The organism is Phenylobacterium sp. (genome assembly GCF_022402485.1).
GTDB lineage: Bacteria > Pseudomonadota > Alphaproteobacteria > Caulobacterales > Caulobacteraceae > Phenylobacterium.
Genome location: NZ_JAKRSA010000030.1, coordinates 37,415 through 59,090, shown reverse-complemented (window position 1 = coordinate 59,090; position 21,676 = coordinate 37,415). Strand labels below are relative to the sequence as shown.

23 protein-coding genes are annotated in these 21,676 nt (G+C 66.4%); 7 read left to right on the top strand and 16 right to left on the bottom strand.

Going from position 1 to position 21,676, the window contains the following annotated elements:
- Positions 1–6: 6 nt before the first annotated feature.
- Positions 7–534 (bottom strand): adenine phosphoribosyltransferase, encoded by a 528-nt coding sequence (locus MH112_RS13040; RefSeq protein ID WP_296568452.1) that lies wholly within the window; start codon positions 532–534, stop codon positions 7–9.
- A gap of 78 nt (positions 535–612) precedes the next feature.
- On the opposite strand from MH112_RS13040, the gene MH112_RS13035 reads away from it, so the two are divergent.
- Positions 613–1,389: an aspartyl protease family protein gene (locus MH112_RS13035; RefSeq protein WP_296568450.1), complete on the top strand. Its 777-nt coding sequence runs from the start codon at positions 613–615 to the stop codon at positions 1,387–1,389.
- 56 nt (positions 1,390–1,445) lie between these two features.
- Here MH112_RS13035 and MH112_RS13030 read toward each other — a convergent pair whose 3' ends face one another.
- Genes MH112_RS13030 through petA form a run of 3 tightly spaced genes read right to left on the bottom strand, consistent with a single transcriptional unit; the run spans position 1,446 to position 4,174 of the window.
- On the bottom strand, positions 1,446–2,288 hold the full coding sequence (locus MH112_RS13030) for a cytochrome c1 (RefSeq protein WP_296568447.1): 843 nt from the start codon (positions 2,286–2,288) through the stop codon (positions 1,446–1,448).
- A gap of 6 nt (positions 2,289–2,294) precedes the next feature.
- Positions 2,295–3,614, bottom strand: a complete 1,320-nt coding sequence (locus tag MH112_RS13025) for a cytochrome b/b6 (protein ID WP_296568445.1) — start codon at positions 3,612–3,614, stop codon at positions 2,295–2,297.
- Between the two features lie 5 nt (positions 3,615–3,619).
- Complete coding sequence (petA, locus tag MH112_RS13020; RefSeq protein WP_296568443.1) at positions 3,620–4,174, bottom strand: ubiquinol-cytochrome c reductase iron-sulfur subunit; 555 nt, start codon at positions 4,172–4,174, stop codon at positions 3,620–3,622.
- Between the two features lie 239 nt (positions 4,175–4,413).
- Here petA and MH112_RS13015 point away from each other — a divergent pair, with 239 nt between their 5' ends.
- The 3 genes from MH112_RS13015 to MH112_RS13005 are packed head-to-tail and all read left to right on the top strand — an operon-like array spanning position 4,414 to position 6,406.
- Positions 4,414–4,884, top strand: a complete 471-nt coding sequence (locus tag MH112_RS13015; protein ID WP_296568441.1) for a tRNA (cytidine(34)-2'-O)-methyltransferase — start codon at positions 4,414–4,416, stop codon at positions 4,882–4,884.
- Positions 4,881–5,756 carry an oxygen-dependent coproporphyrinogen oxidase gene (hemF, locus tag MH112_RS13010; protein WP_296568439.1) on the top strand — a complete coding sequence of 292 codons (876 nt, stop codon included), beginning with the start codon at positions 4,881–4,883 and terminating at the stop codon, positions 5,754–5,756. The genes MH112_RS13015 and hemF overlap by 4 nt, the downstream gene beginning before the upstream one ends.
- 53 nt (positions 5,757–5,809) lie before the next feature.
- A complete protein-coding gene (locus MH112_RS13005; protein ID WP_296568437.1) occupies positions 5,810–6,406 on the top strand; it encodes a hypothetical protein in 597 nt (198 codons plus the stop codon).
- Between the two features lie 11 nt (positions 6,407–6,417).
- Here MH112_RS13005 and MH112_RS13000 read toward each other — a convergent pair whose 3' ends face one another.
- From MH112_RS13000 to MH112_RS12975, 6 genes are read right to left on the bottom strand one after another with little or no spacing between them, the layout of a single operon-like run.
- Positions 6,418–7,134, bottom strand: coding sequence for a type 1 glutamine amidotransferase (locus MH112_RS13000; RefSeq protein WP_296568435.1), 717 nt, complete (start codon positions 7,132–7,134; stop codon positions 6,418–6,420).
- Between the two features lie 4 nt (positions 7,135–7,138).
- On the bottom strand, positions 7,139–8,389 hold the full coding sequence (locus MH112_RS12995; protein WP_296568433.1) for a CCA tRNA nucleotidyltransferase: 1,251 nt from the start codon (positions 8,387–8,389) through the stop codon (positions 7,139–7,141).
- Positions 8,386–8,664, bottom strand: coding sequence for a hypothetical protein (locus MH112_RS12990; RefSeq protein ID WP_296568430.1), 279 nt, complete (start codon positions 8,662–8,664; stop codon positions 8,386–8,388). Before MH112_RS12990 ends, MH112_RS12995 begins: the two co-directional genes overlap by 4 nt.
- Positions 8,657–9,301, bottom strand: a complete 645-nt coding sequence (locus tag MH112_RS12985) for a CoA pyrophosphatase (protein ID WP_296568428.1) — start codon at positions 9,299–9,301, stop codon at positions 8,657–8,659. The genes MH112_RS12990 and MH112_RS12985 overlap by 8 nt, the downstream gene beginning before the upstream one ends.
- Positions 9,298–9,876 (bottom strand): DUF1285 domain-containing protein, encoded by a 579-nt coding sequence (locus MH112_RS12980; RefSeq protein WP_296568427.1) that lies wholly within the window; start codon positions 9,874–9,876, stop codon positions 9,298–9,300. Before MH112_RS12980 ends, MH112_RS12985 begins: the two co-directional genes overlap by 4 nt.
- Positions 9,877–9,907: 31 nt before the next feature.
- Positions 9,908–10,447, bottom strand: coding sequence for an N-acetyltransferase (locus MH112_RS12975; RefSeq protein ID WP_296568426.1), 540 nt, complete (start codon positions 10,445–10,447; stop codon positions 9,908–9,910).
- 243 nt (positions 10,448–10,690) lie between these two features.
- On the opposite strand from MH112_RS12975, the gene MH112_RS12970 reads away from it, so the two are divergent.
- A complete protein-coding gene (locus tag MH112_RS12970; RefSeq protein WP_296568425.1) occupies positions 10,691–11,947 on the top strand; it encodes an MFS transporter in 1,257 nt (418 codons plus the stop codon).
- A gap of 35 nt (positions 11,948–11,982) precedes the next feature.
- Positions 11,983–12,915: an SDR family NAD(P)-dependent oxidoreductase gene (locus MH112_RS12965; protein WP_296568424.1), complete on the top strand. Its 933-nt coding sequence runs from the start codon at positions 11,983–11,985 to the stop codon at positions 12,913–12,915.
- A gap of 87 nt (positions 12,916–13,002) precedes the next feature.
- On the opposite strand, the gene MH112_RS12960 is transcribed toward MH112_RS12965, so the two are convergent.
- The 4 genes from MH112_RS12960 to MH112_RS12945 form a co-directional block, all read right to left on the bottom strand.
- Positions 13,003–13,932, bottom strand: a complete 930-nt coding sequence (locus tag MH112_RS12960) for an HNH endonuclease (RefSeq protein ID WP_296568423.1) — start codon at positions 13,930–13,932, stop codon at positions 13,003–13,005.
- 73 nt (positions 13,933–14,005) lie between these two features.
- On the bottom strand, positions 14,006–14,863 hold the full coding sequence (locus MH112_RS12955; protein WP_296568420.1) for an NAD(P)-dependent oxidoreductase: 858 nt from the start codon (positions 14,861–14,863) through the stop codon (positions 14,006–14,008).
- Positions 14,860–15,810: an oxidoreductase gene (locus MH112_RS12950; protein WP_296568418.1), complete on the bottom strand. Its 951-nt coding sequence runs from the start codon at positions 15,808–15,810 to the stop codon at positions 14,860–14,862. Before MH112_RS12950 ends, MH112_RS12955 begins: the two co-directional genes overlap by 4 nt.
- Complete coding sequence (locus MH112_RS12945) at positions 15,807–16,592, bottom strand: enoyl-CoA hydratase-related protein (RefSeq protein ID WP_296568417.1); 786 nt, start codon at positions 16,590–16,592, stop codon at positions 15,807–15,809. The genes MH112_RS12950 and MH112_RS12945 overlap by 4 nt, the downstream gene beginning before the upstream one ends.
- 288 nt (positions 16,593–16,880) lie before the next feature.
- Between MH112_RS12945 and MH112_RS12940 the strand changes: the two genes are divergently transcribed.
- Positions 16,881–18,212, top strand: coding sequence for a hypothetical protein (locus MH112_RS12940; protein ID WP_296568415.1), 1,332 nt, complete (start codon positions 16,881–16,883; stop codon positions 18,210–18,212).
- Positions 18,213–18,297: 85 nt separating this feature from the next.
- On the opposite strand, the gene MH112_RS12935 is transcribed toward MH112_RS12940, so the two are convergent.
- Together MH112_RS12935 and MH112_RS12930 are read right to left on the bottom strand one after the other, a co-directional pair.
- Positions 18,298–19,842, bottom strand: coding sequence for an acetolactate synthase large subunit (locus tag MH112_RS12935; protein ID WP_296568413.1), 1,545 nt, complete (start codon positions 19,840–19,842; stop codon positions 18,298–18,300).
- The gene (locus tag MH112_RS12930; RefSeq protein WP_296568412.1) at positions 19,842–21,614 is read right to left on the bottom strand and encodes a feruloyl-CoA synthase; all 1,773 of its coding nucleotides are present in this window, start codon (positions 21,612–21,614) and stop codon (positions 19,842–19,844) included. The genes MH112_RS12935 and MH112_RS12930 overlap by 1 nt, the downstream gene beginning before the upstream one ends.
- Positions 21,615–21,676: the final 62 nt, after the last annotated feature.

Genomic DNA, 21,676 nt, shown 5'->3' with positions numbered 1-21,676 from the left:
GAGGGCTCAGTGGCCGGAAAACTCAATCAGGGTTGAGACCGGCACGCCGGCAGCCGCCAGCCTAGCTGCGCCACCCAGGTCTGGCAGATCCACCACAAAGCCGGCGGCGACGATCTCGGCACCGCCCTGCCGCAGCAGGTCGATCGCCGCCAGGGCCGTACCGCCGGTGGCGATCAGATCATCCACCAGCATGATCCGCTCACCCGCCTGGAAGGCGTCCAGATGGATCTCCAGGGCATCAGAACCGTATTCCAGGGCGTATTCCACCGAGCGGGTCCTGTGCGGCAGCTTGCCCTTTTTGCGCAGGGGCACAAACCCCGCCGAGAGCTGATGGGCCACCGCGCCGCCGAGGATGAAGCCTCGGGCCTCGATACCCGCCACCTTGTCGATCTTCAGACCGGCAAAGGGCTGCACCAATTCATCCACCGCCTGGCGGAAAGCCCGGGCGTCGGCGAGCAGGGTGGTGATGTCGCGGAACTGGATCCCAGGCTTAGGATAGTCCGGAATCGTACGAATAGCGGCGCGCAGGTCCATGGCCCCTCCCCTCTCTGACGGGCCTCTGTTATGGCCGAAGGGGTGCGGCCCTGGCTATGGCCGCGATGGGATTAGACCATGGTTGCGCGCGCCGCCCTGCTGGCCTGCGGCCTGGCCGCCTGGAGCGGCGAGGCCCTGGGCGCTGAGATCGCCTGCTGGCTGGATCGTGGGGTTCTGGTGGCACCCGCCACAGCCGCCGGCGTGAGCGGCGATTTCATCATCGACACCGGCACCAAGCACAGCGTGGTGCACAACACCCGGGCCCAGGCCGCCGGCATCGAGGGCGACTCCTTGGCCGGGGAGGTTCGTCTGGCCGGCATCCAGGTGGCTGAGCGAGACCTGGCGATCGAAGACCTGGACGCCCGGACCTGGGCCTTTCCCACGCCGATCGCCGGGGTCATCGGGGCCGACATCCTGAGAGACTTCGTGGTCGAGCTGGACACGACCCCCTGTCGTCTGACCCTGGCTTCAGCCGGCGTTCTGCCCTCGCCCGGCGGTGCCAGCCTGCCGATCAGCTGGCGCGGCACCCTGCCTGTGGTGCCTGGGGCGCTCAGTGACGGCCCCACAGCGCGGGCTGTGGGGCTTATCCCGGCGACCGGCCTGGACGCCGCAGTCCGCCTCTCGCCTACCTTGGCTGTGGTTCCAGGGGGCGACCCTAAGACCATGGCCCCCTATGGGCAGGGTCGGGCCGAGCTGCGAGCCCTGTCCCTGGGTAACCGGCTCTTTGAAAACCTGCAGGCGGGCCTGAGCGATGGGCAGGTGGACGCTGAGGGCGCGGTGGGGCTGCAGGTGCTTGGCCGCTGGCGGCTGCGGTTCGACTTCCCGGCGGGACGGCTGCATCTGGTCGAAGAGTAAAAAAAAACCCGCCGGATTGCCCCGGCGGGTTCCTTCATTCTGATCTGACAAGACCCCTAGTGGGCGACGTTGCGCCAGATGCGGCGATAGCTCGCATAGAGCAGGCCAGCGAAGATCACGAGATAGATCATGGCGCCGAAGCCGAAGGCCTTGCGCTCCTCCATCTTGGGCTCTGCGGCCCAGTAGAGGAAGGCCGCCACGTCCTTGGCCTGCTGGTCGATGGTGGACGGGGTGCCGTCGTCGAAGGTCACCTTATCGGCAGCCAGCTGGGGGGGCATGGCGATGAAGCCCCCCTTGGGCGCATGGCCTTCACCGGTCCAGAACGGGGTCGTGTCCCCCGCCATATAGGGGTTGTAATACTGGCCCGGCGTGACCTGCAGTCCCGCCGGCGGGTCGACATAGCCGGCCATCAGCGCGTGGATGTAATCCGGACCGTATTTACGGGCCTTGGCCATCACCGACAGGTCTGGCGGCATAGCGCCGCCATTGCCCGCCCGCGCCGCCGCCTCGTTGGGATAGGGGTTGGGGAAGGCGTCGGCCGAGGTGCCCGGACGCTGGATTACGTCACCGGTTTCGGAGTCGATGTCGTTGATCTGGTACTCCGCCGCGATGGTCTTCACGTACGGATTATCGTTCGGGTTCGGATAGGCCGGATCGTAGAACGGCCCGCCCTTCTGACCCAGGTTGCGGAACGACAGCAGGTCCATGCCGTGGCAGGCCGCGCAGACCTCCCGATAGACCTTGTAGCCCCGCTGCAACTGGCCCTGATCGAACCTGCCGAACGGGCCCTTGAAGCTGAAATCCACCGGCTCAGGGCTCTTTGCGGACCCTGCGGCCAGGGCCGGACCCGCCACCAGGGCCAGACCCAGCGCAGCCAGAGCGATACCTTTACGCAGCATCTGGGCTCAACCCTTCTTTTCAGGCGCAGCGACAGCGCCGGCCGGCAGGCCTGCCGGGTGTGACAGGACGGGCGTGGATATCGATTCCGGCTGAGCTGTTGGCGTCTCGGTTAGGCCGAGGATCGGCAGGACCACCAGGAAGTAGGCGAAGTAGTAGAGGGTGGCCAGACGTGACAGCCAGACGAAGCTGTTGAGGTCAGCATCGATCAGGATGAAGGTCGACAGACCCGGGATCACCTTGTCGTCGGGAAGCTGACCGCCGCAATAGCCGAGCACGATGCAGGCCAGGGCGAAGATCAGGAAATAGAGCTTGCCCGTCGGACGGTAGCGCATGGACCGGACCTTGGAGGTGTCGAGCCAGGGCAGGACGAACAGCACCGCGATGGCACCGAACATCAACAGCACGCCGCCCAGCTTGTCCGGCACCGCCCGCAGGATCGCGTAGAACGGCAGGAAGTACCATTCGGGCACGATGTGAGCGGGGGTCACCAGGGGGTTCGCCGGGATGTAGTTGTCCGGATGGCCCAGGGCGTTCGGATTGAAGAACAGGAAGGTGGCGAACAGGATCAGGAACAGCACGATCGCGAAGCCGTCCTTCACCGTATAGTACGGGTGGAAGGGGACGGTGTCGGCCTTGGACTTCACGTTCACGCCGATGGGGTTGTTGTTCCCCGGCACATGCAGAGCCCAGATGTGCAGGCCAACGACGCCGGCAATCATGAACGGCAGCAGGAAGTGCAGGGAGAAGAAGCGGTTCAGGGTGGCGTTATCCACCGCAAACCCGCCCCACAGCCAGGTGGTGATGGCCTCGCCAACCAGCGGCAGGGCGCCGAACAGGTTGGTGATCACGACCGCGCCGTGGAAGCTCATCTGGCCCCAGGGCAGCACATAGCCCATGAAGGCCGTCGCCATCATCAGCAGATAGATGATGAAGCCGAGGATCCAGAGCACCTCGCGGGGTGCCTTGTAGGACCCGTAATAGAGACCGCGGAACATGTGGATGTAGACGGCGATGAAGAACATCGACGCGCCGTTGGAGTGCATGTAGCGCACCAGCCAACCGTAGTTCACGTCGCGCATGATCCGCTCGACCGACGAAAAGGCGTAGTCGACGTGCGGCACATAATGCATGGCCAGCACGATGCCTGTGGCGATCTGGATCACCAGGCAGACGGCGAGGATGCCCCCGAAGGTCCACCAGTAGTTCAGGTTCTTCGGCGTCGGATAATCGACAATGCTGTCCCAGCCCAGCCGGACGATCGGCAGGCGGGTGTCGAGCCAGCGCTCAAAGCCCGTCTTGGGTTCGTAAGTGGAATGTCCGCTCATCGCTGTCAGCCCACCTTGACCTTGGTGTCGGAGAGGAACTCGTAGTCCGGCACCGGCAGATTGGTGGGCGCAGGGCCCCTGCGGATCCGGCCTGAGGTGTCATAGTGCGAGCCGTGGCAGGGGCAGAACCAGCCGCCATAGTCACCGCCAGCGAAGGTCGGCACGCAGCCCAGATGGGTGCAGGCACCGATCAGGATCATCCACTCGGCCTTGCCCGGCTTATGGCGGGCCTCGTCGGCCTGGGGATCGGGCATGCTGGCCGTATCGTCAGCGACCGCCGCAGCGATTTCCTTATCGGTGCGCTTTCGAATGAACAGGGGCTTGCCCCGCCATTTGATGGTCACCTGTTGGCCCAGGGCGACCTTGGACAGGTCAAACTCCACCGAGGCCAGGGCCAGGGTGTCGGCCGACGGGTTCATCTGATCGATGAACGGCCAGGCCATAACGCCCACGGCACCCACCGCCGCAGCCCCTGCGGCGATATGGATGAAGTCGCGCCGGTTCGGGTCTTCGCCCGCGGCATGCGGATCGGGATTTTCGCCCACGACGGTGTCAGCCACCTTTAAGCTACCCTTCGGTTTTGGCGTCGGCCCAAAATAGAACCTCTGCCCGTTCGGACGCTCACGATGAGGACCGCGACGCCCCGTCTGTCGGCCTGATCAGAAGCTCTGTCACAGGCCTGCTCTGGAACCCATATAGGGCCGCAGGAAATGTCGCACTAGCCATGCCACACAAGTGCGGCGACAAGCCTCGCGATTCGTCCCACGCCCCAGCTAATTCCGTCGGTGGTTCGCTTAGAATGCGTTTGGCCCTTTTTCAACCGGACATTCCGCAAAACGTCGGTGCTGCCCTCCGGCTGGCCGCCTGTCTGGACGTCGAATTCGAGGTGATAGAGCCCTGCGGCTTCCCGCTATCCGATAAGGCGGTCAAGCGCGCAGCCCTGGATTATGGCCGTCTGGCCCGGTGGACGCGGCGCGACAGCTTCGAGTCCTTTCTGGCTGCCCCGGAGCGACAGGAAGGCCGGCTGGTGCTGTTCACCACCCGCGCAGCCCAGCCCCTGCACAGCTTTACCTTCCAGCCTGGCGACACCTTGCTCTTTGGCCGAGAGAGTTCTGGGGTCCCGCCCGAGGTGCATGCCGCAGCCCAGGCGCGCCTCTTGATCCCCCTGGCGCCGGAGGCCCGCTCGCTGAATCTCACCGTTTCGGCCGCCATTGGTCTTTCGGAGGCGTTGCGCCAGACCGATGGATTCCCTAAGCCCCTTGTCCCATGACAGACGCCGCCACCCTCGATGACCGCAACCGCCGGGCCCGGGCCTGGTTTGACGCCCTCCGCGACCAGATTGTCGCCGCCTTTGAGGCCCTGGAGGATGAGGCACCCGCCGATCTCTATCCCGGCGACCCAGGGCGCTTTGAACTGACCCCCTGGGACCGACCGGCTGGCGGCGGCGGCGTGATGGGCTTCATGCGGGGGGGCCGCTTCTTTGAGAAGTGCGGTGTCCATATCAGCCTGGTGCACGGGACGTTCACCCCGGAAATGGCCGCCACCATGCCTGGTGCCGATGAGGACCCTTCATTCACCGCCACTGGAATCAGCCTGATCGCCCACATGCGCAATCCGCATGTCCCGGCGGTGCACATGAACACCCGCTTCCTGGCCACCCGGAAGAGCTGGTTTGGGGGCGGTGCAGACCTGACCCCGACCCAGGACTATCAGCGCACGCAGGAAAACCCCGACGCCGTGGCTTTCCATGCCGCCATGCAGGGCGCCTGCGACGCCCATGACCCGGCCTGGTACGGCCCCTACAAGGCCCGCTGCGACGAGTATTTCTTCCTGCCCCATCGCAATGAGCCCCGGGGGATCGGCGGCATCTTCTATGATCACCACAATTCCGGCGACTGGGAGCGGGACTTCGCCTTCACCCAGGACGTGGGCAAGGCCTTTGCCCAGGTCTATCCCGCCATCGCCAGGGGTCGGATGGCCACACCCTGGACCGAAGCCGACCGCCAGGAGCAGATGGTCCGCCGGGGTCGCTATGTGGAGTTCAACCTCCTCTATGACCGGGGCACCATGTTCGGCCTGAAGACCGGCGGCAACATCACCTCGATCCTCTCCTCCATGCCCCCGATGGTCAGCTGGCCCTGAGCGCCGGCCCATTGGATTTGCCTCCGACGGCTTGGCTATGCGAGGGTCGGGTGATGCGAGCCCTTTTGAGTATCGCCGCAGTCGGCCTCTTTCTGGTGGCCTGCGGCCCGCAGACACCCGGGTCTGTCGAGCCGGCCCCTGAGGCTGGCCCAGAACCAGCCCAGAGCCGGGCGGTGGTGGGACCGATCCTGATCACCTTCAACGAGATGGGTGCGGGCGAGATCAACGGCGCCACACCCCTGACCGTAGACCGCATCAAGGGCCATTTTCCCAATGCCGAGGTGCAGCGGGAGCGGAATGGCGAGCCCGACATCATCACCATTCGCCGCCCCGATGGCTTGAGGGTCGACCTTCACCCGGGAATTGATCCCAAGCGCGTTGGCCGCATCCTGGGACGAGGCGGGCCGGTGGTGGGGCCCCTTGGGGAAGAGCTGGGCACCGGATGGATCGCGGCCGGCTTTACCCCAGACCTCTGCGTCCGTGGGCAGGAGGGCTCAGCCCTGACCCTGGTCTGCTACCGGCCAGGTGAGCCGAGGCTGGGATACATCTTCGTGCTCCCAGACTTCGAGGGCCCCGCCGATTCGGTCCTTAGCGAGGCGCTCCTCGAAAAGGGCGCCAGACTGAGTGCATTCGTCTGGACCGCCGATTGAGGCCTTAAGCCTCACACGGACCTGTTGGCTGGCAGACCGTTGAGAAAGGCCGTGATCCAGCCCCCGAGGGCCGCCCGGTCGTCGGGTGCCTGATAGCTAGCCACCGCCTGATCGGCTTGCAGATCACTGTATCGCGCACCACGTCTGGCCTCGATCAGGGCCTTGGCATAGGCCGGCTCGAACTCAGGATGCAGCTGGATGGAAATGGCCGATTGATCCCCATAGGCCAGCATGCCGAACGGGGTGAAGGCGCTGGACGCCAGCACCCTGGCCCCCGGAGGGGGAACCACCACCTGATCCTGATGGGACGCCGCCGCCGCCAGGGCGCTAAGCCCTGCAAGCCCTGGAACCGGCTCGTGCAGGTCGTAGGTGTGCAGTCCCACCCCCCAGCCCTTGGGGGACTTGATGACCTGGCCGCCAAAGGCCTCGGCCATGACCTGGTGGCCAAAACAGACCCCTACCAGTCCCGCCTTCCCCCGGGCAGACCGCAAAAAGGCGATCAGCTCAGCGATCCAGGGGTGGGTGTCGTATACCCCCGCCGAGGAGCCTGTGATCAGATAGGCGTCACAGGCGTCCGGAGCCGGCGGCAGGACGCCGGATGAGGCATCGAACTCCACATAGTCATGGGCCCGCTCGCCCAGCAGACGCCGCAACATGTCGGGATAGCCGCCGAACTGAGTTTCAAGGGGCTCCGGCGGTGCCCCAGTCTTCAGAATTCCGACTCTCATCGCCCTAGTAGGCCAGCCCCTGAGCCACGGCCTTGAGCTTTTCGATGGCCGAGAACTTGTCCTGGAGAAAATCGTGGTCGATCCACCAGTCCTCGACCTCCTGCAGGACCTGGCCGACCATTGGGCCCTTGGGCACCCCGGCATGGACCACTTCCTCGCCGCTCAGCGGGAAGGCCGGCGGCGTCCAGCTGTCACAGAGGGCCAGCAGGCCCCGCCACTGAGCAGCGGTGGCGGTGCGGTTGGATTTGGCCCAGGCGAGCTTGATCCGGTCATGGAAGGTCGGTGCCGACAGAGCATAGATCGCCCGGCGGGTCTCCCTGGGGCTCATCCAGCTAGTGATGCGCGGGCCATGCCCCTTGGCGGCGACCAGACGGTCGCGCTCTGCACCGGATAGCCGCAGGCGTTCTGCCGCCTGAGCCACGGAGATCTGGTCGGCCGGCAACAGGGTCGCCAGTCGCAGGATCGGATCACACTCGAACAGCATCTCGCTTTCGATCTCCACCAGGGCCTCGAAATCGTGGAGATCGTCCATCGGAGGCAAGATCACCTGGAGAATGCCGGCGGCGGCCATCTGGCGGACGCTGGCCCTGGGATCATCGGCGGCGAGCAGCTTCAGAAATTCCTTGGAGATCCGCTCCCCTGGACGCTCAGCCAGGGTGTCGCGCAGGGCCTCGCAGGCGGCCAGGGCCTCCGGATCGGCCGGCCCGCGGCCATACCAGGCCTGGAAACGGAAGAACCGCAGAATTCGCAGATAGTCCTCGGCGATGCGGGTGCGCGCCTCGCCCACAAACACGACCCGGCGCGCCCTGGCGTCAGCCAGGCCCGTGCCCAAGGGATCATGCACGGTCCCGTCACGGTCGGCATAGAGGGTGTTGAGGGTGAAGTCCCGGCGCTGGGCGTCTTCGGTCCAGTCGGTGGTGTAGGCGACCACGGCGCGGCGACCGTCGGTCTCCACATCCCGGCGCAGGGTGGTGATCTCGAAGCTCCGTCCATGGGCGAGCGCCGTCACCGTGCCGTGATCGACACCTGTGGGAATGGCCTTGAGACCTGCATCGACCAGGGCGGCGGTGACCTCCTCCGGCGTCAGGGTCGTGGCGATGTCGATATCGTCCACGGGCGCGCCTATCACGGTGTTGCGCACCGCGCCCCCGACCACCCGGGCGCAGCCTGGCCCACCCTTGGCCTCCAGGGCATCGAACACCGCGACCGTCGCCGGTGCGTTCAACCAGGGGCGGGGACCAAGACGCTCGCTCATGGGGCGGGGGTTTCCTTTTCCTCGAAGTGGCCCGGGATGACCCGACCGTCTTCTCTGACTTCCGCCGGAACATAGACGTCGCCGCGGTTGTCCGATTGGAACACGCCCGTCGCCACCAGCGAAAGGCCAAACAGCACCGCCGAGGCGGTGATCAACCAGGCCCAGGGGGTGGCACCCATGGGCCGCCCCGTTCGCTTGGACCACTCAGCCCAGATGAACCAGGCAATGAAGGGCAGCGCGATGAGCACCGCGCGGACGAGGATGATCCTAAGCAACTGCGCCTCCATAGAGCCGGTCGTACAGGGACCGGAGCATTCCGGCCGTAGCGCCCCATATGAACCTGTTCTCGTGGGTCATGGCGTAGAACCGTCGCAACTGGCCTGAGAATTCCCGCTCATGCTCCTCATGGTTGGTGGGATCCATGAGAAAGCCGAACGGCGTCTCGAACACGTCGGCGACCTCGGCGGGGTTGGGGGTCACAGTGAACTCCGGGGCGATGAAGCCCACTACCGGCGTCACCAGAAAGCCGGTGCCGGTCCGGTAGGGGGTCGAAAGGCCCCCCAGGGTCACCAGCTGACGGGGGATCCCGACCTCCTCCTCGGTCTCCCGCAGGGCGGTTTCCCAGATGGTTTCGCCTGGATCACGCCGGCCGCCGGGAAAGGCGATCTGCCCCGTATGCCGGCGCAGGGTATCGGCCCGCCGGGTCAGCAGCACGGAATAGCCATGCTCCCGCTCCACCAGCCCGACCAGCACCGCGGCCGGGGTCAGGGGCGCTGGCTCGACGGCGGGATCGGCGCTGGGTGGCCCAAAGTCGGATTCCACGGGGCCCTCGGCGGGCGCTCGGTCTTCCAGGGGATCCAGGCGCTGGGTGATCCAGTCGCGCAGGGCGCCCACGGGCGATGTGGGGCTCACGAGACCGGGGCCTCCACCGGACCGATGGGAAAACGCACGCCCCCCGACTCCACGCTGAGCATGCCGTCCTGCTCGTCGGCCATAGCCGCCAGCTCATAGAACACCGGGCGACTCACCAGGGCCTCCAGACCCCGCCGGACATGCACATAGGGCCTGGGCTCCTGGGTGACGGGGTCGATCTCCACCCGCAGGGCGTTGTCGGGGCCCGCCTCGACCACGTCGCCCACATTGGTGGTAAACCGCAGGACAGGGCGGCCGGCCTCGTCGTGGTCCTGATCCAGGGCGATGGCGATGAAGGGGGCGTCATCGACGGTGATCTTCATCTTCTCGGCCGGCGTCACCAGCCAATAACCGTCGGGGTCTTTCCGAAGCACGGTGGAGAACAGCCGCACCAGGGGTGCCCGGTTGATCGCCGCCCCCTCATGGATCCAGCGGCCATCGGCGGTGATCACGATGTCGATCTCGCCGGAATGGGCCGGGTTCCACAGGTGAACCGGCGGCAACCCCCGCCCAGGTGCCTGCTTGGCCGCTGCGATCACCCCGTCCAGGCCGGGTTTGGGTTCAACCTCTGTCATGGCCAGAAGGTAAGCGTGGGGGCGGGAGGCCTCAAGGTGCCGTGACCGCGCCCTGGAAAACGACCCCGGCATCCTGATCCTCTGGACCCAGCCGCCGCAGCATCAGGCGGCGAGGATCGACCGGGCCAGGCATGACGATCTGGCCGGTGGCCTGGGCTGAAAAGCCAAGCCGCTCGAAGTACGTCGGAGCCCCCACCAGCAGCACCTGGCCAAAGCCCGCCTGGGCCGCCGCCGCACAGGCCGCCTCCACCAGCGCGCCCCCAGTCCCAAGGCGCCGCGCCTGGGCGTCCACCGCCAGGGGACCCAGAAAGATCATCCGGTGGCCGCCCACAGCGATCTCCGATTGACGCACCACCCCCACCAGCCGACCCGCCTCAAAGGCACAGAAGGACAGATCACGGCGCAAAGGGGCGATTTCCCGAACCCGTTCGGAGACCTTGGCGAAACGGCCAGGTCCAAAGGCGTGGTCCAGCAACACCTCAATGGCGGCGCTGTCCTGGGGGGCCTCGGGGCGAATGTCTGGGGCAGAAGCCGAAACAGGCTCCGCAACGGGGGAGATGGCGGTGGTCATGGGGCAACTTTGCAGGCTACGGGACAGACGAACCCGGCCCGCAGGTCAGCGGGGCCAGGGAGCTCTAGAGGGCGCGGATCACGCGCCCGGTTCGTCGCAGCGCGCACATGAGCGCCCCTCGCAGTCAGCCTCGACGAACAGGTCGTCGGTGACCGGGCGGATAAGGCTCCAGGTCTCGAAGGTCAATGGAAACCCGAAACGGGCGTTGCCGCCCCACCCGACGCGGGCCAAGTTGCCCCGTCCATGACCCACGCCCCCGACTCAGAACCGCTCCCATCCGCCCGCGCTCTATTGAGCCAGCGGCCCTATCTGCTGTTCTGGGGCTCGCGTTGGGCAGGATCGCTCGCGGTGCAGATCCAGAGCGTGGCGCTGGGCTGGCACATCTATGAGCTGGCCCGCCAGACCATGAGCGTCGCCGAGGCGGCCTTTGTGGTCGGCATGGTGGGGCTGGTCACCTTCATTCCGGTCTTCCTGCTGACCCTGCCGGCCGGGGAGGCCGTCGACCGCTATGACCGGCGCAAGATCCTGCTGATCTGCTACGCGGTGGAGATGACCAGCGCCGGCGTGCTGGCCGTGGCCACCTGGCAGGGCTTTGCCTCGGTGCCCCTGCTGCTTTGCGTCGCCGCCGTGTTCGGGGCCGGACGGGCCTTCATGTCGCCAGCGGGCACGGCCTTAGGCCCCATGCTGGTGCCCCGCAGCCTGCTGCCCCGGGCCATCGCCTGGAATTCGCTAGCCTGGCAGACCGCCTCGATCATTGGCCCGGCCATTGGCGGGCTGCTGCTGGCCCGCTCCACGGCGCTCGCTTACGAGACGGCGTTCTGCCTCTATCTGGCGGGTGCCGTCCTGACGTTCTTCATCAGCGGTCGCACCAAGCCCGATCTCCAGCCCGGCTCGCGCCTGGCCCTGATCAAGGAGGGCCTGGTTTATGTGTGGCGTCAGAAGATCGTCTTCGGGGCCATCTCGCTGGACCTGTTCGCCGTGCTGCTGGGCGGGGCCACGGCCCTGCTGCCGGTGTTTGCCCGGGACATCCTGCATGTGGGCGAGGAGGGCTTTGGCCTGCTGCGCGCCGCCCCAGCCATAGGGGCCACCATCGTTGCCCTGGTGCTGGCCGCCCGGCCGATCCGCTCGAACGCCGGGATCACCATGTTCGCCGGCGTGGCGGTGTTTGGCCTGGCCACCATCGTGTTTGGCGTCTCCCAGTCCCTTTGGCTGTCGGTGGCGGCCCTGGTCATCCTCGGCGGGGCCGACATGCTCAGCGTCTATGTGCGCCAGACCCTGATCCAGCTGGTCATTCCCGACCATATGCGCGGCCGGGTGGCGGCGGTCTCGACCCTGTTCATCGGCGCCTCCAACGAACTGGGGGAATTCCGGGCCGGGGTCTTCGCCCGCTTCATGGGGGTGGTGGCAGCCGCCGTGGTGGGCGGCGTAGGCACGTTGATCGTGACCGGCCTTTGGGCCAAGCTCTTTCCCGACTTGCGCAAGGCTGACCGCCTCGAATAACAATCCGCGCAATATTCTTTTAGGGAGATAGATCCATGGGCGTATTAGACGGCAAGGTTGTCCTCGTCACCGGCGGCGGCAACGGTATTGGACGGGAATGCGCGCTGATTGCCGCGCAGCAGGGCGCCAAGGTTCTGGTCAATGACCTGGGCGGTGGCCTGAAGGGTGAAGACGAAGGCTCTGCCGGTCCTGCCGAACAGGTGGCCCAGGAAATCCGCGCCGCCGGCGGCGAAGCGGCGTCGAACTCCGAGAGCGTCACCAGCTACAAGGCGGTGGAAGGCATGGTCGAGCAGGCCATGGACACCTTTGGCGGCCTGCATGCGGTGATCAATCCGGCCGGGATCCTGCGTGACGTGATGTTCCACAAGATGTCGGAAGACGACTGGGACAAGGTCATCGACGTGCACATGCGCGGCTCGTTCAATGTGGCCCGCGCCACCATCGAGCTGTTCCGCAATCAGAACGACGGTGCCTACATGTTCTTCACCTCGACCTCGGGCCTGATCGGCAACATCGGCCAGGCCAATTACGGCGCGGCCAAGATGGGGATCGCTGGCCTGTCGCGGATCATCGCCATGGAGGGCGAACGCAATAACGTCCGCGCCAACTGCCTGGCCCCCGTCGCCTGGACCCGCATGACCCAGTCGGTCCCGGTGAAGGACGAAGCCGCCGCCAAGCGCCGCGAGGCCATGGCCCAGGCCATCCGTCCCGACCAGCCGGCCCGCCTGTCGGTGGCCCTGGTCTCGCCCTCGGCCGCGCACATCTCGGGCCAGGTGTTCGGTGCTTCGGGTGAGAACATCATCCTCTACTCGCAGCCCCGTCCGATCGCCACCCAGACCAAGGACACCGGCTGGAGCGTCGACACCATCCTCTCCGAAGCCATGCCGGCCATGAGCGACAAGTTCCTGCCGCTCTCGCGCGGTCCCCTCGCCAGCCAGGGCGCCGCCCCGGCCCCGGCCAGCACCTAAGCGTCAGCCGGTCACACGACCAAACATAGAGGCCCCGGTTCGCAGGAACCGGGGCCTTTTCATTGGGGGGCATAGGGGTCATCAGGCCTAAGCAGCTATGAAGCGTTCCCTATGTCGTTCAAGATAGGTGGGGTGAGGCCAAAGTCGCTCGTCATGCGGCAGATGAATTCGGTTCATCTGGCTAGCAAATAGGCCCCTCAATTCAGCCGGAACTTTGTTGTGAGACACAAGCAACTCGAACCTGTCGGTCAGCGAAATCAGGTGGCGATCAAATAGCCAATGGACTGTTCCTGACAGTGCCAGGCCGTTCTGGACAACGTCAGGTCCTCCATCGGCGACGCTCCAGATATGCGCCGCCTGCACCTCAGAACGCCCTCCGCCATTTATGATCCTCAGGCCGGTAACGGCGCAGCGATCATCGTAAGCCTCGCAAATCTGGCGGCGAAAACTGGCGTCCCGGATCTTTCGGCTAACAAGAATCTCCTCGACCTGTCGCACATGGCCGAGACCGGGTACGGCGCCATCGTCGAAGTGTGCTGCAATTTCCCCAAGGCCGGGAACAGGGACATCCGTCAGGCCTAGCCTGATGGCGTTCTCTGGAGCCAAGGTCTTTTCCAGACCAGCGGCAACAATGGCGCCGAAGTCTTGGTCTGAAAGTGGGCGCACCGACTTGCCGTGGACACTTCGACCGACAGCGCGTCGGTCTACGGCGCGCACAGGGGCTTCCCAGTACCGTCCCCCAACTTCGAACGGAATCACCCTGTCGAACGGCAAATAGTCAGACACATAAGCGTACATGTGGGCAGGGCGCGCCAGATCGGCTTCAAGGTGGGTTACCCGCGCTACCGCGAAATAGCCCGGCTGCCCCCCTCTCCGGGTTCCTCGGTAGACGATCCAGTCCCCAACGGCCGCTTCTGCAGATGCAAGATAGTCTTCGCCTCTGGTCGGGAAGTGATAACGGCGCACGATTTCGTCGTCATAGCCGGAGTTCGGCTTTGCATCGAAGACGGCCTTCAACCGGTGCGCTCCCTTTGCTCGCTTGCCTGAGGCCAACATGCCCCGGTCGGCAAGGCGCTCATGGCCTGGTGCCCTAACCGATCTTCACGCCGGGCGGCGGAACGGAGTCCTCCGGCACGAAGAAGTCGGGCATCAGGGGGGCGGTGGGATCGACCCGGTACTTGTCGAAGTCCCGCTCGCCCTCGCCATAGAGGAAGGTGTCGTCGATCAGGAAATTGCCGGTGAAGTCCCGCGCGGGCTTGTTGAAGATGGCGTAGGCCGCATCAGCCATGATGTCGGTGGTGCGGCAGCTCTTCATGCCTTCCTCGCCGGCCAGGGCGAACTGAATGGCGGCCGTGGCGATGCCGGTGCGGGGCCACAGCGCATTGAAGGCGATCCCGTCCTCGCGGAACTCCTCGGCCATGCCCAGCACGCACATGCTCATGCCGAACTTGGCCATGGTGTAGGCCACATGGCCCTTGAACCAGCGGGGGTTCATGTCGAGCGGCGGCGACAGCATCAGGACGTGGGGATTGGCGCTGCGCTTCAGGTGCGGAATGCAGGCCTTGGACGTCAGATAGGTCCCGCGGGCATTGACCTGGTTCATCAGGTCATAGCGCTTCATGTCGGTCGCAAGGGTGCCGGTCAGCTGGATGGCCGAGGCGTTGTTCACGCAGATATCGATGCCGCCAAACTTGGCCGCGGCCTGCTCGACGGCCTCCAGGACATTGGCCTCGTCGCGGACGTCGACGATCAGCGGCAGGGCCTTGCCGCCGGCCTTCTCGATCTCTTCGGCGGCCGAATAGATGGTGCCGGGCAGGTGCTTGTGGGCCTCTGCGGTCTTGGCGGCGATGGCCACATTGGCGCCGTCCCGGGCGGCGCGGAGGGCGATGGCCAGGCCAATGCCGCGGCTGGCGCCGGTGACGAACAGGGTCTTGCCTTGCAGGCTCATAGGGTCGCTCCCACGGTTTCTTCTGACAGGATCCACAGCCGTTCAGCGGCTTCCGGGTCCTGGGCGTGGTCCATCACGCCATGATTGGGTTTGTCCTTGGTCCAGGGCATGGCCACCGAGCAGTCCTCCAGATAGAGGCCGCCTTCGCCTTCCAGCTCCTCGGCCACGGCGGCCCAGACGCTGGTGGAGGCACCCTGTTCCGGCGTCTTGAAGCCCTCCACCGGCTTGCCGTCCTCGTCCAGCCAGCCCATGGCCGCCATCTCCTCGTGAGAGAGGAAGCGCTGAAGCGGGGTCATGATGCCCCCGGGCATGACCGCGTTAGCGTTGATCCCGTGCTCGGCGAAGCGCTCATCAAAGGCCAGGGCGAACAGGGCGTTGGCGGTCTTTGACTGCCCATAGGCCTCCCACTTGTCGTAGGGGCGCTGGCGATAGTGGATGTCGTCGAAATGGATCGGGCTGCGGCGGTGACCGATGGAGGACAGGGCCACCACCCGGGCGGCGCGGTCCTCGTCGGCGGCGTTCATCAGCGCCCGGGCGAGGCCCACGCTGAGCAGGAAGTGGCCGAAGTGGTTGACCCCGATCTGCATCTCCAGCTCGTCGGAGGTATAGGCCTGCGGACAGGCCATGACCCCGGCATTGTTGATCAGCACGTCCAGGGGTTCGTCACCCCAGGCGTCGACGAAGGAACTGACTGAGGACAGGCTGGCCAGATCGAGGGTCCCGGCCACCACCTTGTCGGCGCCGATGCTTTCATTGATCTGAACCGCCGCCCGTTCCCCGGCCGAGCGGTCCCGGACCGCTAGCATGACGTCGGCCCCGGCGCCGGCCAGCGCCCGGGCGGTCTCCAGGCCGATGCCACTGGCGCCGCCAGTGACGATGATGTTGCGGCCATTGAGGTCATGCTCGCCCGCGACAATGCGGGCCGGGGTAAAGGCGCCGAACTTCACCGGCCACCGACCTTGGCGAAGTCCGGTGCCCGCTTTTCGGCGAAGGCGGCGAAGGCCTCCTTGGCTTCCGGCGACTTCAGCTGATCGGAGAAGTGCACGCCCTCCCGGTCCATGCGTTCGGCGAGCGCCACAGGGTCGCGCATCAGGGCCTTGGTGATGATGACGGCGGCTGGCGGACGGGCGGCGACGGCCATAGCCGCAGCCCGGGCACGGGCGCGGAGCTCTGAGCGGGGCAGGACTTCATTGGCGATGCCCCAGGCCAGGGCCTTCTGGGCGTCTACGGCTTCACCCAGCACGAACATGGAAAAGGCCCGGGCGTGGCCGATTCGGTCAGGCAGGGTCAGGCTGGAAGCCGCTTCCGGCACCAGGGCCAGATTGACGAAGGGCGTGGTCAGAACCGAGTCCTCGGTGAGATAGACCAGGTCGCAGTGCAGTAGCATGGTGACGCCGACGCCGACGGCGCGGCCATTGACCGCAGCTACCAGGGGGGTCTTGGCCCGGGCCAGGGCCGCCAGCAGGGGGTTGCCATCCCGACGGGCGTCGTTGGCCGCGCCTTCGCCGGCATTGACCGCGGCGAAGTCGGCCAGATCGTTGCCGGCGGTGAACATGTCGCCCTCGGCCTGGATCAGCACGCAGCGGACGTCCTTGTCGAACTCCGCCCCGTCGATGGCGTCGCCCAGGGCCTGATACATGGCCCGGGTCAGGGCATTTTTCTTTTCCGGGCGGTTCAGGGTCAGGGTCAGGACCCCGTCAGACGTTTCGGCGATGACATGGGCGTTCATGTCGGTCCTCTCATTTTATCTTACTGGGTAAACTCTAGGCGGGCGCAGGGCGAGCGTCGACGGCGTTCTGGCGCCGAAGGCTTGCTCAGCCCCGTCAGCCCCCGTTCATCGTCCCCGCTGCAGGATCTGAAAACCCCGAAAGGCCGGCGAACGCTATCGAAAGGCGCCGGTTCAAGGGGCAAAAGACGGGCGCCACAGTTTGGTCGTCGCAAGACGCCACCTTGACCCCAATCGTTCGCGGAGTCTTATCTCCGCCCAGAGGAACCACCCCCAGGAGATGAGCTTATCATGAGGCGCAAGACAATCGGGCTCGCCGCAGCCCTGGCCCTGGTCGCCCTGGCGCCGGCCGCTGTGATGTCGCAGTCCCGCGACGCCGGTGTCACTGAGAAGGCCCGCACCCAGGGCATGGCCGAGGCCCCCGCCGTGGTGGCGGCCGCCGGCTTGAACTGTCAGGTCGTTGATGCCCGCCTGATCGGCAAGAACGAGAACCGCCGGGCCAAGACCTCCACCTCCTATTACGAGGTCGACTGCCAGGAGGGCATGGGCTTTGCGATCGAGGCCGTGGCTGGCGGCGCCACCAGCGCCTATACCTGTCTTGAAGCGTCGGCCCCCACCGAAGACGGCAAGCCTTCAGCCCTGGCCTGCCAGCTGCCCGGCAACCAGAACCCCCAGGCCGAACTGGCCAAGCTCGCCGCCAAGGACGGGGTCACCTGCCCCATCATCAACAGCCGCTTCATTGGCCGCAGCGCGACCAACAGCTTCTTCGAAGTCGCCTGCGAGGGCGGTGCTTCGGGCTACATCCTGAACACCAGCAATCCGGCCACCCCCGACGCTACGGTCGATGCCACCAACTGCCTGATCTACGACCAGGCTGACACCAACATCCGTTGCGAACTGGGCGATGCGGCCTCGCGGTTGCAAGTCGTCGACCAGATGGCTGCGGCTGACGCCAAGAGCTGCGCGATCACCCAACGCCGCTTTGTGGGCGCCACCACTGATGGCAGCACCTATTTCGAAGCCGCCTGTGAGGACGGCAAGGGTTACATCTACAAGGTCAGCACCGCAGGTCAGCTGGCGGACTCCTGGGACTGCGCCCGCGCCCTGGGCGTCCTCGGCGGTTGCACCCTGACCGACGCCCGTGAAGCGGCCACCGAGCAGGCCGCGCTCTACACCCGCCTGTCCAAGGCCGCTGGCTTCGACTGCGACGTTGAAAAGTACGCAGTGTTCCCGGCTCAGGGCGCCAAGGACGTGGTGGAACTGGTCTGCCAAGGCGGCAAGCCGGGCGGCGTTGGTGTCTTTGAACTCAATAAGAGCACCATCCACAACTGCGCCTATGCGCCGATTGTCGGTTATCGCTGCGGCCTGAACCCCGAAAGCAGCGCCTATCTCACCCTGACCGCTGACCTGAAGAAGCACGGCCGCGACAGCTGCGTGGTCTCGGCTCAGCGGTACCTGGGCAAGACCGCCGACGGATCGGCCTATATCGAGGTCGCCTGCGCCGACGGTCTGGCTGGCTACATGATCCAGTACAAGCAAGACCCCATCAGCTCGGTGGAAGCCATTGGCTGCGCCTTCGCCAAGGGGATCGCCGGCGGCTGCAAGCTGCCCGGAAACAGCTGATCGGTTAGACCCGACCTAAGAAAGAGGGCCCGCAGCACAAGCTGCGGGCCCTTTGCATTGCGGGAGCGTGAAACGGCCTGAACGGTCAGCCGATCGCCGCCTCGATGAACATGGGACCGGTCTGGCGCATGGCGGCGGCGAACGCGGTCTCGAAGGACTCGGCGGTCTCGCACCGCACCGCCGGCAGGCCCATGGCCTTGGCCATGGACACCCAGTCGATGCGGGGATCGCCCAGGTCCAGCAGCTTGGCCGCCGAGGGCCCCGCCTCGCCCGCGCCGGTGCGGGTCAGCTCGATGCCCAAGATCCGGTAAGCGTGGTTGGCGAACACCACCACGGTCACGTCCAGGTTCTCCCGGGCGATCGTCCACAGTCCCTGGACGGTGTACATCGCCGCCCCGTCGCCGTTCAGAGACAGCACCTTTCGATCAGGACAGGCCACGGCAGCGCCAATCGACAGCGGGATCGCTTGGCCGATGGCCCCACCGGTCAGGGCCAGGACCTCATGGGGGGCGGCCGTGCCGGCTTGGCTGGCCGCCCCGCCGCCCGAGGTCACCGAGTCGTCGCAGATGATGGCACCTTCCGGCAGGTGCCGGGCGATGGAAACGCCGGCAGCCTGGGGGGTCATGGGTCCGGTGGGGGCGGCTTCCGGCCGTTTCAGGGGCTGGGCTGGCCCGGAAGCTGGAGCGCCTAGGGCGTCTGCCAGGGCCTTAAGGCCCGCCGCAGCGTCCTCGCCCCGGCTGGCCAGGGTCATCAGGGAACAGCCATCCGGCACCAGCAGGCTCGGGCGGTCCGGATAGGCGAAGAAGGCCACCGGCTGGCTGGTCCCGGCCAGCAGCATGAGGTCGGTTCCGGCCAGATCGGCAAGGGCCGCTTCGCCGAAATACTGCATCCGCCCCGGCTGGAAGTGACCCGCCCCCCGGACCTGCCGGGCAACGAAGGTGTCAGCCAGAACCCGTACACCATAGGCCGAAAGCCGGGCGGCCTGGACCATGGCCTCGGCCCGGCAGGCCTGGCCGCCGATCAGCAGGACGGTCTTTTTGGCGGCGCGCACCGCCCGGGCCGCAGCCTCGATGGCCTCACCGGTGGGGGGAAGCCGTTCAGGCTTGCGCGCCTTTACCGCCCCGACGGTCGTCTCGGTCCAGGCGGAGTCGGCGGGCAGGATCAGGCTGACGGGACCACCAGGGGGCCCGAAGCTGGCGGCAACCGCCTCGGCTGCGACAGCCGACACGTCATCGGCGGCGTCAGCCGACTTCACCCACAGGGAGTTTGGCCCCACCAAAGTCGGAATGTCGGAATTGAGCGGCGCGTCATATTGCCGGTGATAGGTGGCGTGGTCGCCGATCACATTGACCAGGGGCGTGAAGGCCCGCCGGGCATTGTGCAGATTGGCCAGGCCATTGCCGTAGCCAGGCCCCAGATGCAGCAGGGTGCAGGCGGGTCGATCGGCCATCCGGCCAAAGCCGTCGGCGGCACCCGTGGCCACGCCCTCGAACAGGCAGAGCACCGGCCGCATCTTCGGCTGGCCGTCCAGGGCGGCCACGAACTGCATCTCGCTGGTGCCAGGATTGGCGAAGCACGCGTCGACCTCATTGGCCAACAGGGTCTCGATCAGGGCGTCGGCGCCGTTCATCAGTCAAACACCATCACATCAGCGGGCGGGGGATCAGCGAAGAGACGCGACAGCGCCTCGGCGCGGCGGGTGCGGGCGAGCGCCTGGGCGATATAGCCCTTGTCGGTGATTTCCCCTGAGGCACCGTCCGGCCCATCGGCCAGCACCAGGGCCCGGGCGATCCGCCCACCGCCACGGGCCTGGGCATTGTAGGCGACCAGCCCTTGGGCGACGGCAGCCTCGATCTCGGCGCGGGCCCGGCGGGGGTCGGGATAGAACATCAGGCCAAGCGCCGCCTGACCCTCGCCGCAGACCACCGCATCGGAGACCGCCCCGCCGATGGCCGACAGGGCGGCGATCCGCACCTCTCCCACAGGGACAAAGGTGCCACTGGCCAGCTTGAAGTTCTCCGAAATCCGGCCGTCGAAGGACAGGCCAAGCTCCGGGCGTTCGGGATCAACCAGCTTTGCGGCGTCCCCCAGGATGTAGAAGCCGTCCTCATCAAAGGCCTGGGCCGAAAGCTCAGGGCGCCCCAGATAGCCTGGGCTCACCTGCGGCCCCTTGACCCGGAATTCCAGCTTGCCGGCCACCGGGACCAGCTTCACCGCCGTGCCGGGGATCGGCAGGCCGATGAGGCCCATGCGGTCATTGGGCCAGTGGACGTTGCAGGCCGTGGGTCCAGTCTCGGTGGCGCCATAGCCGCTGGCGAAGCTGATCTTTTCGCCCACGGTGCGCACCGCCACGGCCTGGATGCGGTCGCTGATGTCCTGGCCAAGGCTGGCGCCGCCATACTGCATGAGGCGAAGGCGGGAAAAGAAGGTGCGGGCCAGGGCCTCGTCCTTCTCCAGCTCATCCACCAGCAGCATCCAGCCGGCCGGGACCATGTTGTGATAGGTGGGCGCAATCTCCCGCAGGTTGCGCACCGTCTCGGCAAACCGCGCCGCCGTCGGCTGTCCAGCGTCGATATAGACGCTGCCGCCCCGGGTGGCGCCCATGTGCAGGATCGAATTGGCACCCAGGCTGTGACTCCAGGGGGCGGAATTGACCATCACCGGCGGCTCGTCATCCTCGAAACAGGCGGCGATCTGGGCCGAGTTCAGGGCGAGCGCCTGCTGGGTGATGATCACCGCCTTGGGCAGGCCGGTGGAGCCCGAGGTCAGCAGGTACTTGGCATGGTGGTCCGGGCGGGCCGTGGGGGCCACAGGGGCCCCATAGAGATCGCTGAAGTCGACGTGGCCGTCCGCGCCATTACGGACCGACACCACTGGCAGGCCAGCCAGGATCTCCGCTGACAAGCCCGTGGCAAACAGCTTGGCGTCCTCGGTGAATACGGCTGCGGGCCGCAGCACCTCGCAGGCGTGGGTCAGCCGCGCCAGATTGGCGCCCGCCAGGCCATATTGCGGCGACACCGGTGCCACAGGCGTACCCTGGCTCATGGCCGCATACATCAGCAGGGCGTGATCGATGCCGTTGTGGGCCAGGATCAGGATCGGTCGGGGCCCGGTCAGGCCTCGGGCCGCCAGCCCCCCGGCCAGCTGAGTCACCGCCTGCCAGGCCTGGCCATAGGTCAGGGTCCGCCATCCCTTACCCTCACGCTCGGCCAGCCAGACACGATCGGGCGCGGCCTGACTCCAGTGCCGCAGGGCTTCATGCGGGGTCTGAAGGGCCTGGGAAAAAGGGGTCGGATTGGCGAGCACCAGGCTCCCGTCGGGCCGACGCTCCACCTCCAGTCGCCGCGGCGCATAGCGCGGGTCACGGAAAGGGGCGGTTTCGATGCGAAGCTCTGCGTCCATGCGACTTTATGGACGCGGGCGGCGGTGCCTGGAAAGGGGGTGAACGCGTCGGCTGGCCCTTG

Coding starts and splice junctions, on each gene's coding strand:
- MH112_RS13040 (WP_296568452.1), bottom strand. CDS start 534: ATGGACCTGCGCGCCGCTATTCGTACGATTCCGGACTATCCTAAGCCT.
- MH112_RS13035 (WP_296568450.1), top strand. CDS start 613: ATGGTTGCGCGCGCCGCCCTGCTGGCCTGCGGCCTGGCCGCCTGGAGC.
- MH112_RS13030 (WP_296568447.1), bottom strand. CDS start 2,288: ATGCTGCGTAAAGGTATCGCTCTGGCTGCGCTGGGTCTGGCCCTGGTG.
- MH112_RS13025 (WP_296568445.1), bottom strand. CDS start 3,614: ATGAGCGGACATTCCACTTACGAACCCAAGACGGGCTTTGAGCGCTGG.
- MH112_RS13015 (WP_296568441.1), top strand. CDS start 4,414: ATGCGTTTGGCCCTTTTTCAACCGGACATTCCGCAAAACGTCGGTGCT.
- hemF (WP_296568439.1), top strand. CDS start 4,881: ATGACAGACGCCGCCACCCTCGATGACCGCAACCGCCGGGCCCGGGCC.
- MH112_RS13005 (WP_296568437.1), top strand. CDS start 5,810: ATGCGAGCCCTTTTGAGTATCGCCGCAGTCGGCCTCTTTCTGGTGGCC.
- MH112_RS13000 (WP_296568435.1), bottom strand. CDS start 7,134: ATGAGAGTCGGAATTCTGAAGACTGGGGCACCGCCGGAGCCCCTTGAA.
- MH112_RS12995 (WP_296568433.1), bottom strand. CDS start 8,389: ATGAGCGAGCGTCTTGGTCCCCGCCCCTGGTTGAACGCACCGGCGACG.
- MH112_RS12980 (WP_296568427.1), bottom strand. CDS start 9,876: ATGACAGAGGTTGAACCCAAACCCGGCCTGGACGGGGTGATCGCAGCG.
- MH112_RS12975 (WP_296568426.1), bottom strand. CDS start 10,447: ATGACCACCGCCATCTCCCCCGTTGCGGAGCCTGTTTCGGCTTCTGCC.
- MH112_RS12970 (WP_296568425.1), top strand. CDS start 10,691: ATGACCCACGCCCCCGACTCAGAACCGCTCCCATCCGCCCGCGCTCTA.
- MH112_RS12965 (WP_296568424.1), top strand. CDS start 11,983: ATGGGCGTATTAGACGGCAAGGTTGTCCTCGTCACCGGCGGCGGCAAC.
- MH112_RS12955 (WP_296568420.1), bottom strand. CDS start 14,863: ATGAGCCTGCAAGGCAAGACCCTGTTCGTCACCGGCGCCAGCCGCGGC.
- MH112_RS12945 (WP_296568417.1), bottom strand. CDS start 16,592: ATGAACGCCCATGTCATCGCCGAAACGTCTGACGGGGTCCTGACCCTG.
- MH112_RS12940 (WP_296568415.1), top strand. CDS start 16,881: ATGAGGCGCAAGACAATCGGGCTCGCCGCAGCCCTGGCCCTGGTCGCC.
- MH112_RS12935 (WP_296568413.1), bottom strand. CDS start 19,842: ATGAACGGCGCCGACGCCCTGATCGAGACCCTGTTGGCCAATGAGGTC.
- MH112_RS12930 (WP_296568412.1), bottom strand. CDS start 21,614: ATGGACGCAGAGCTTCGCATCGAAACCGCCCCTTTCCGTGACCCGCGC.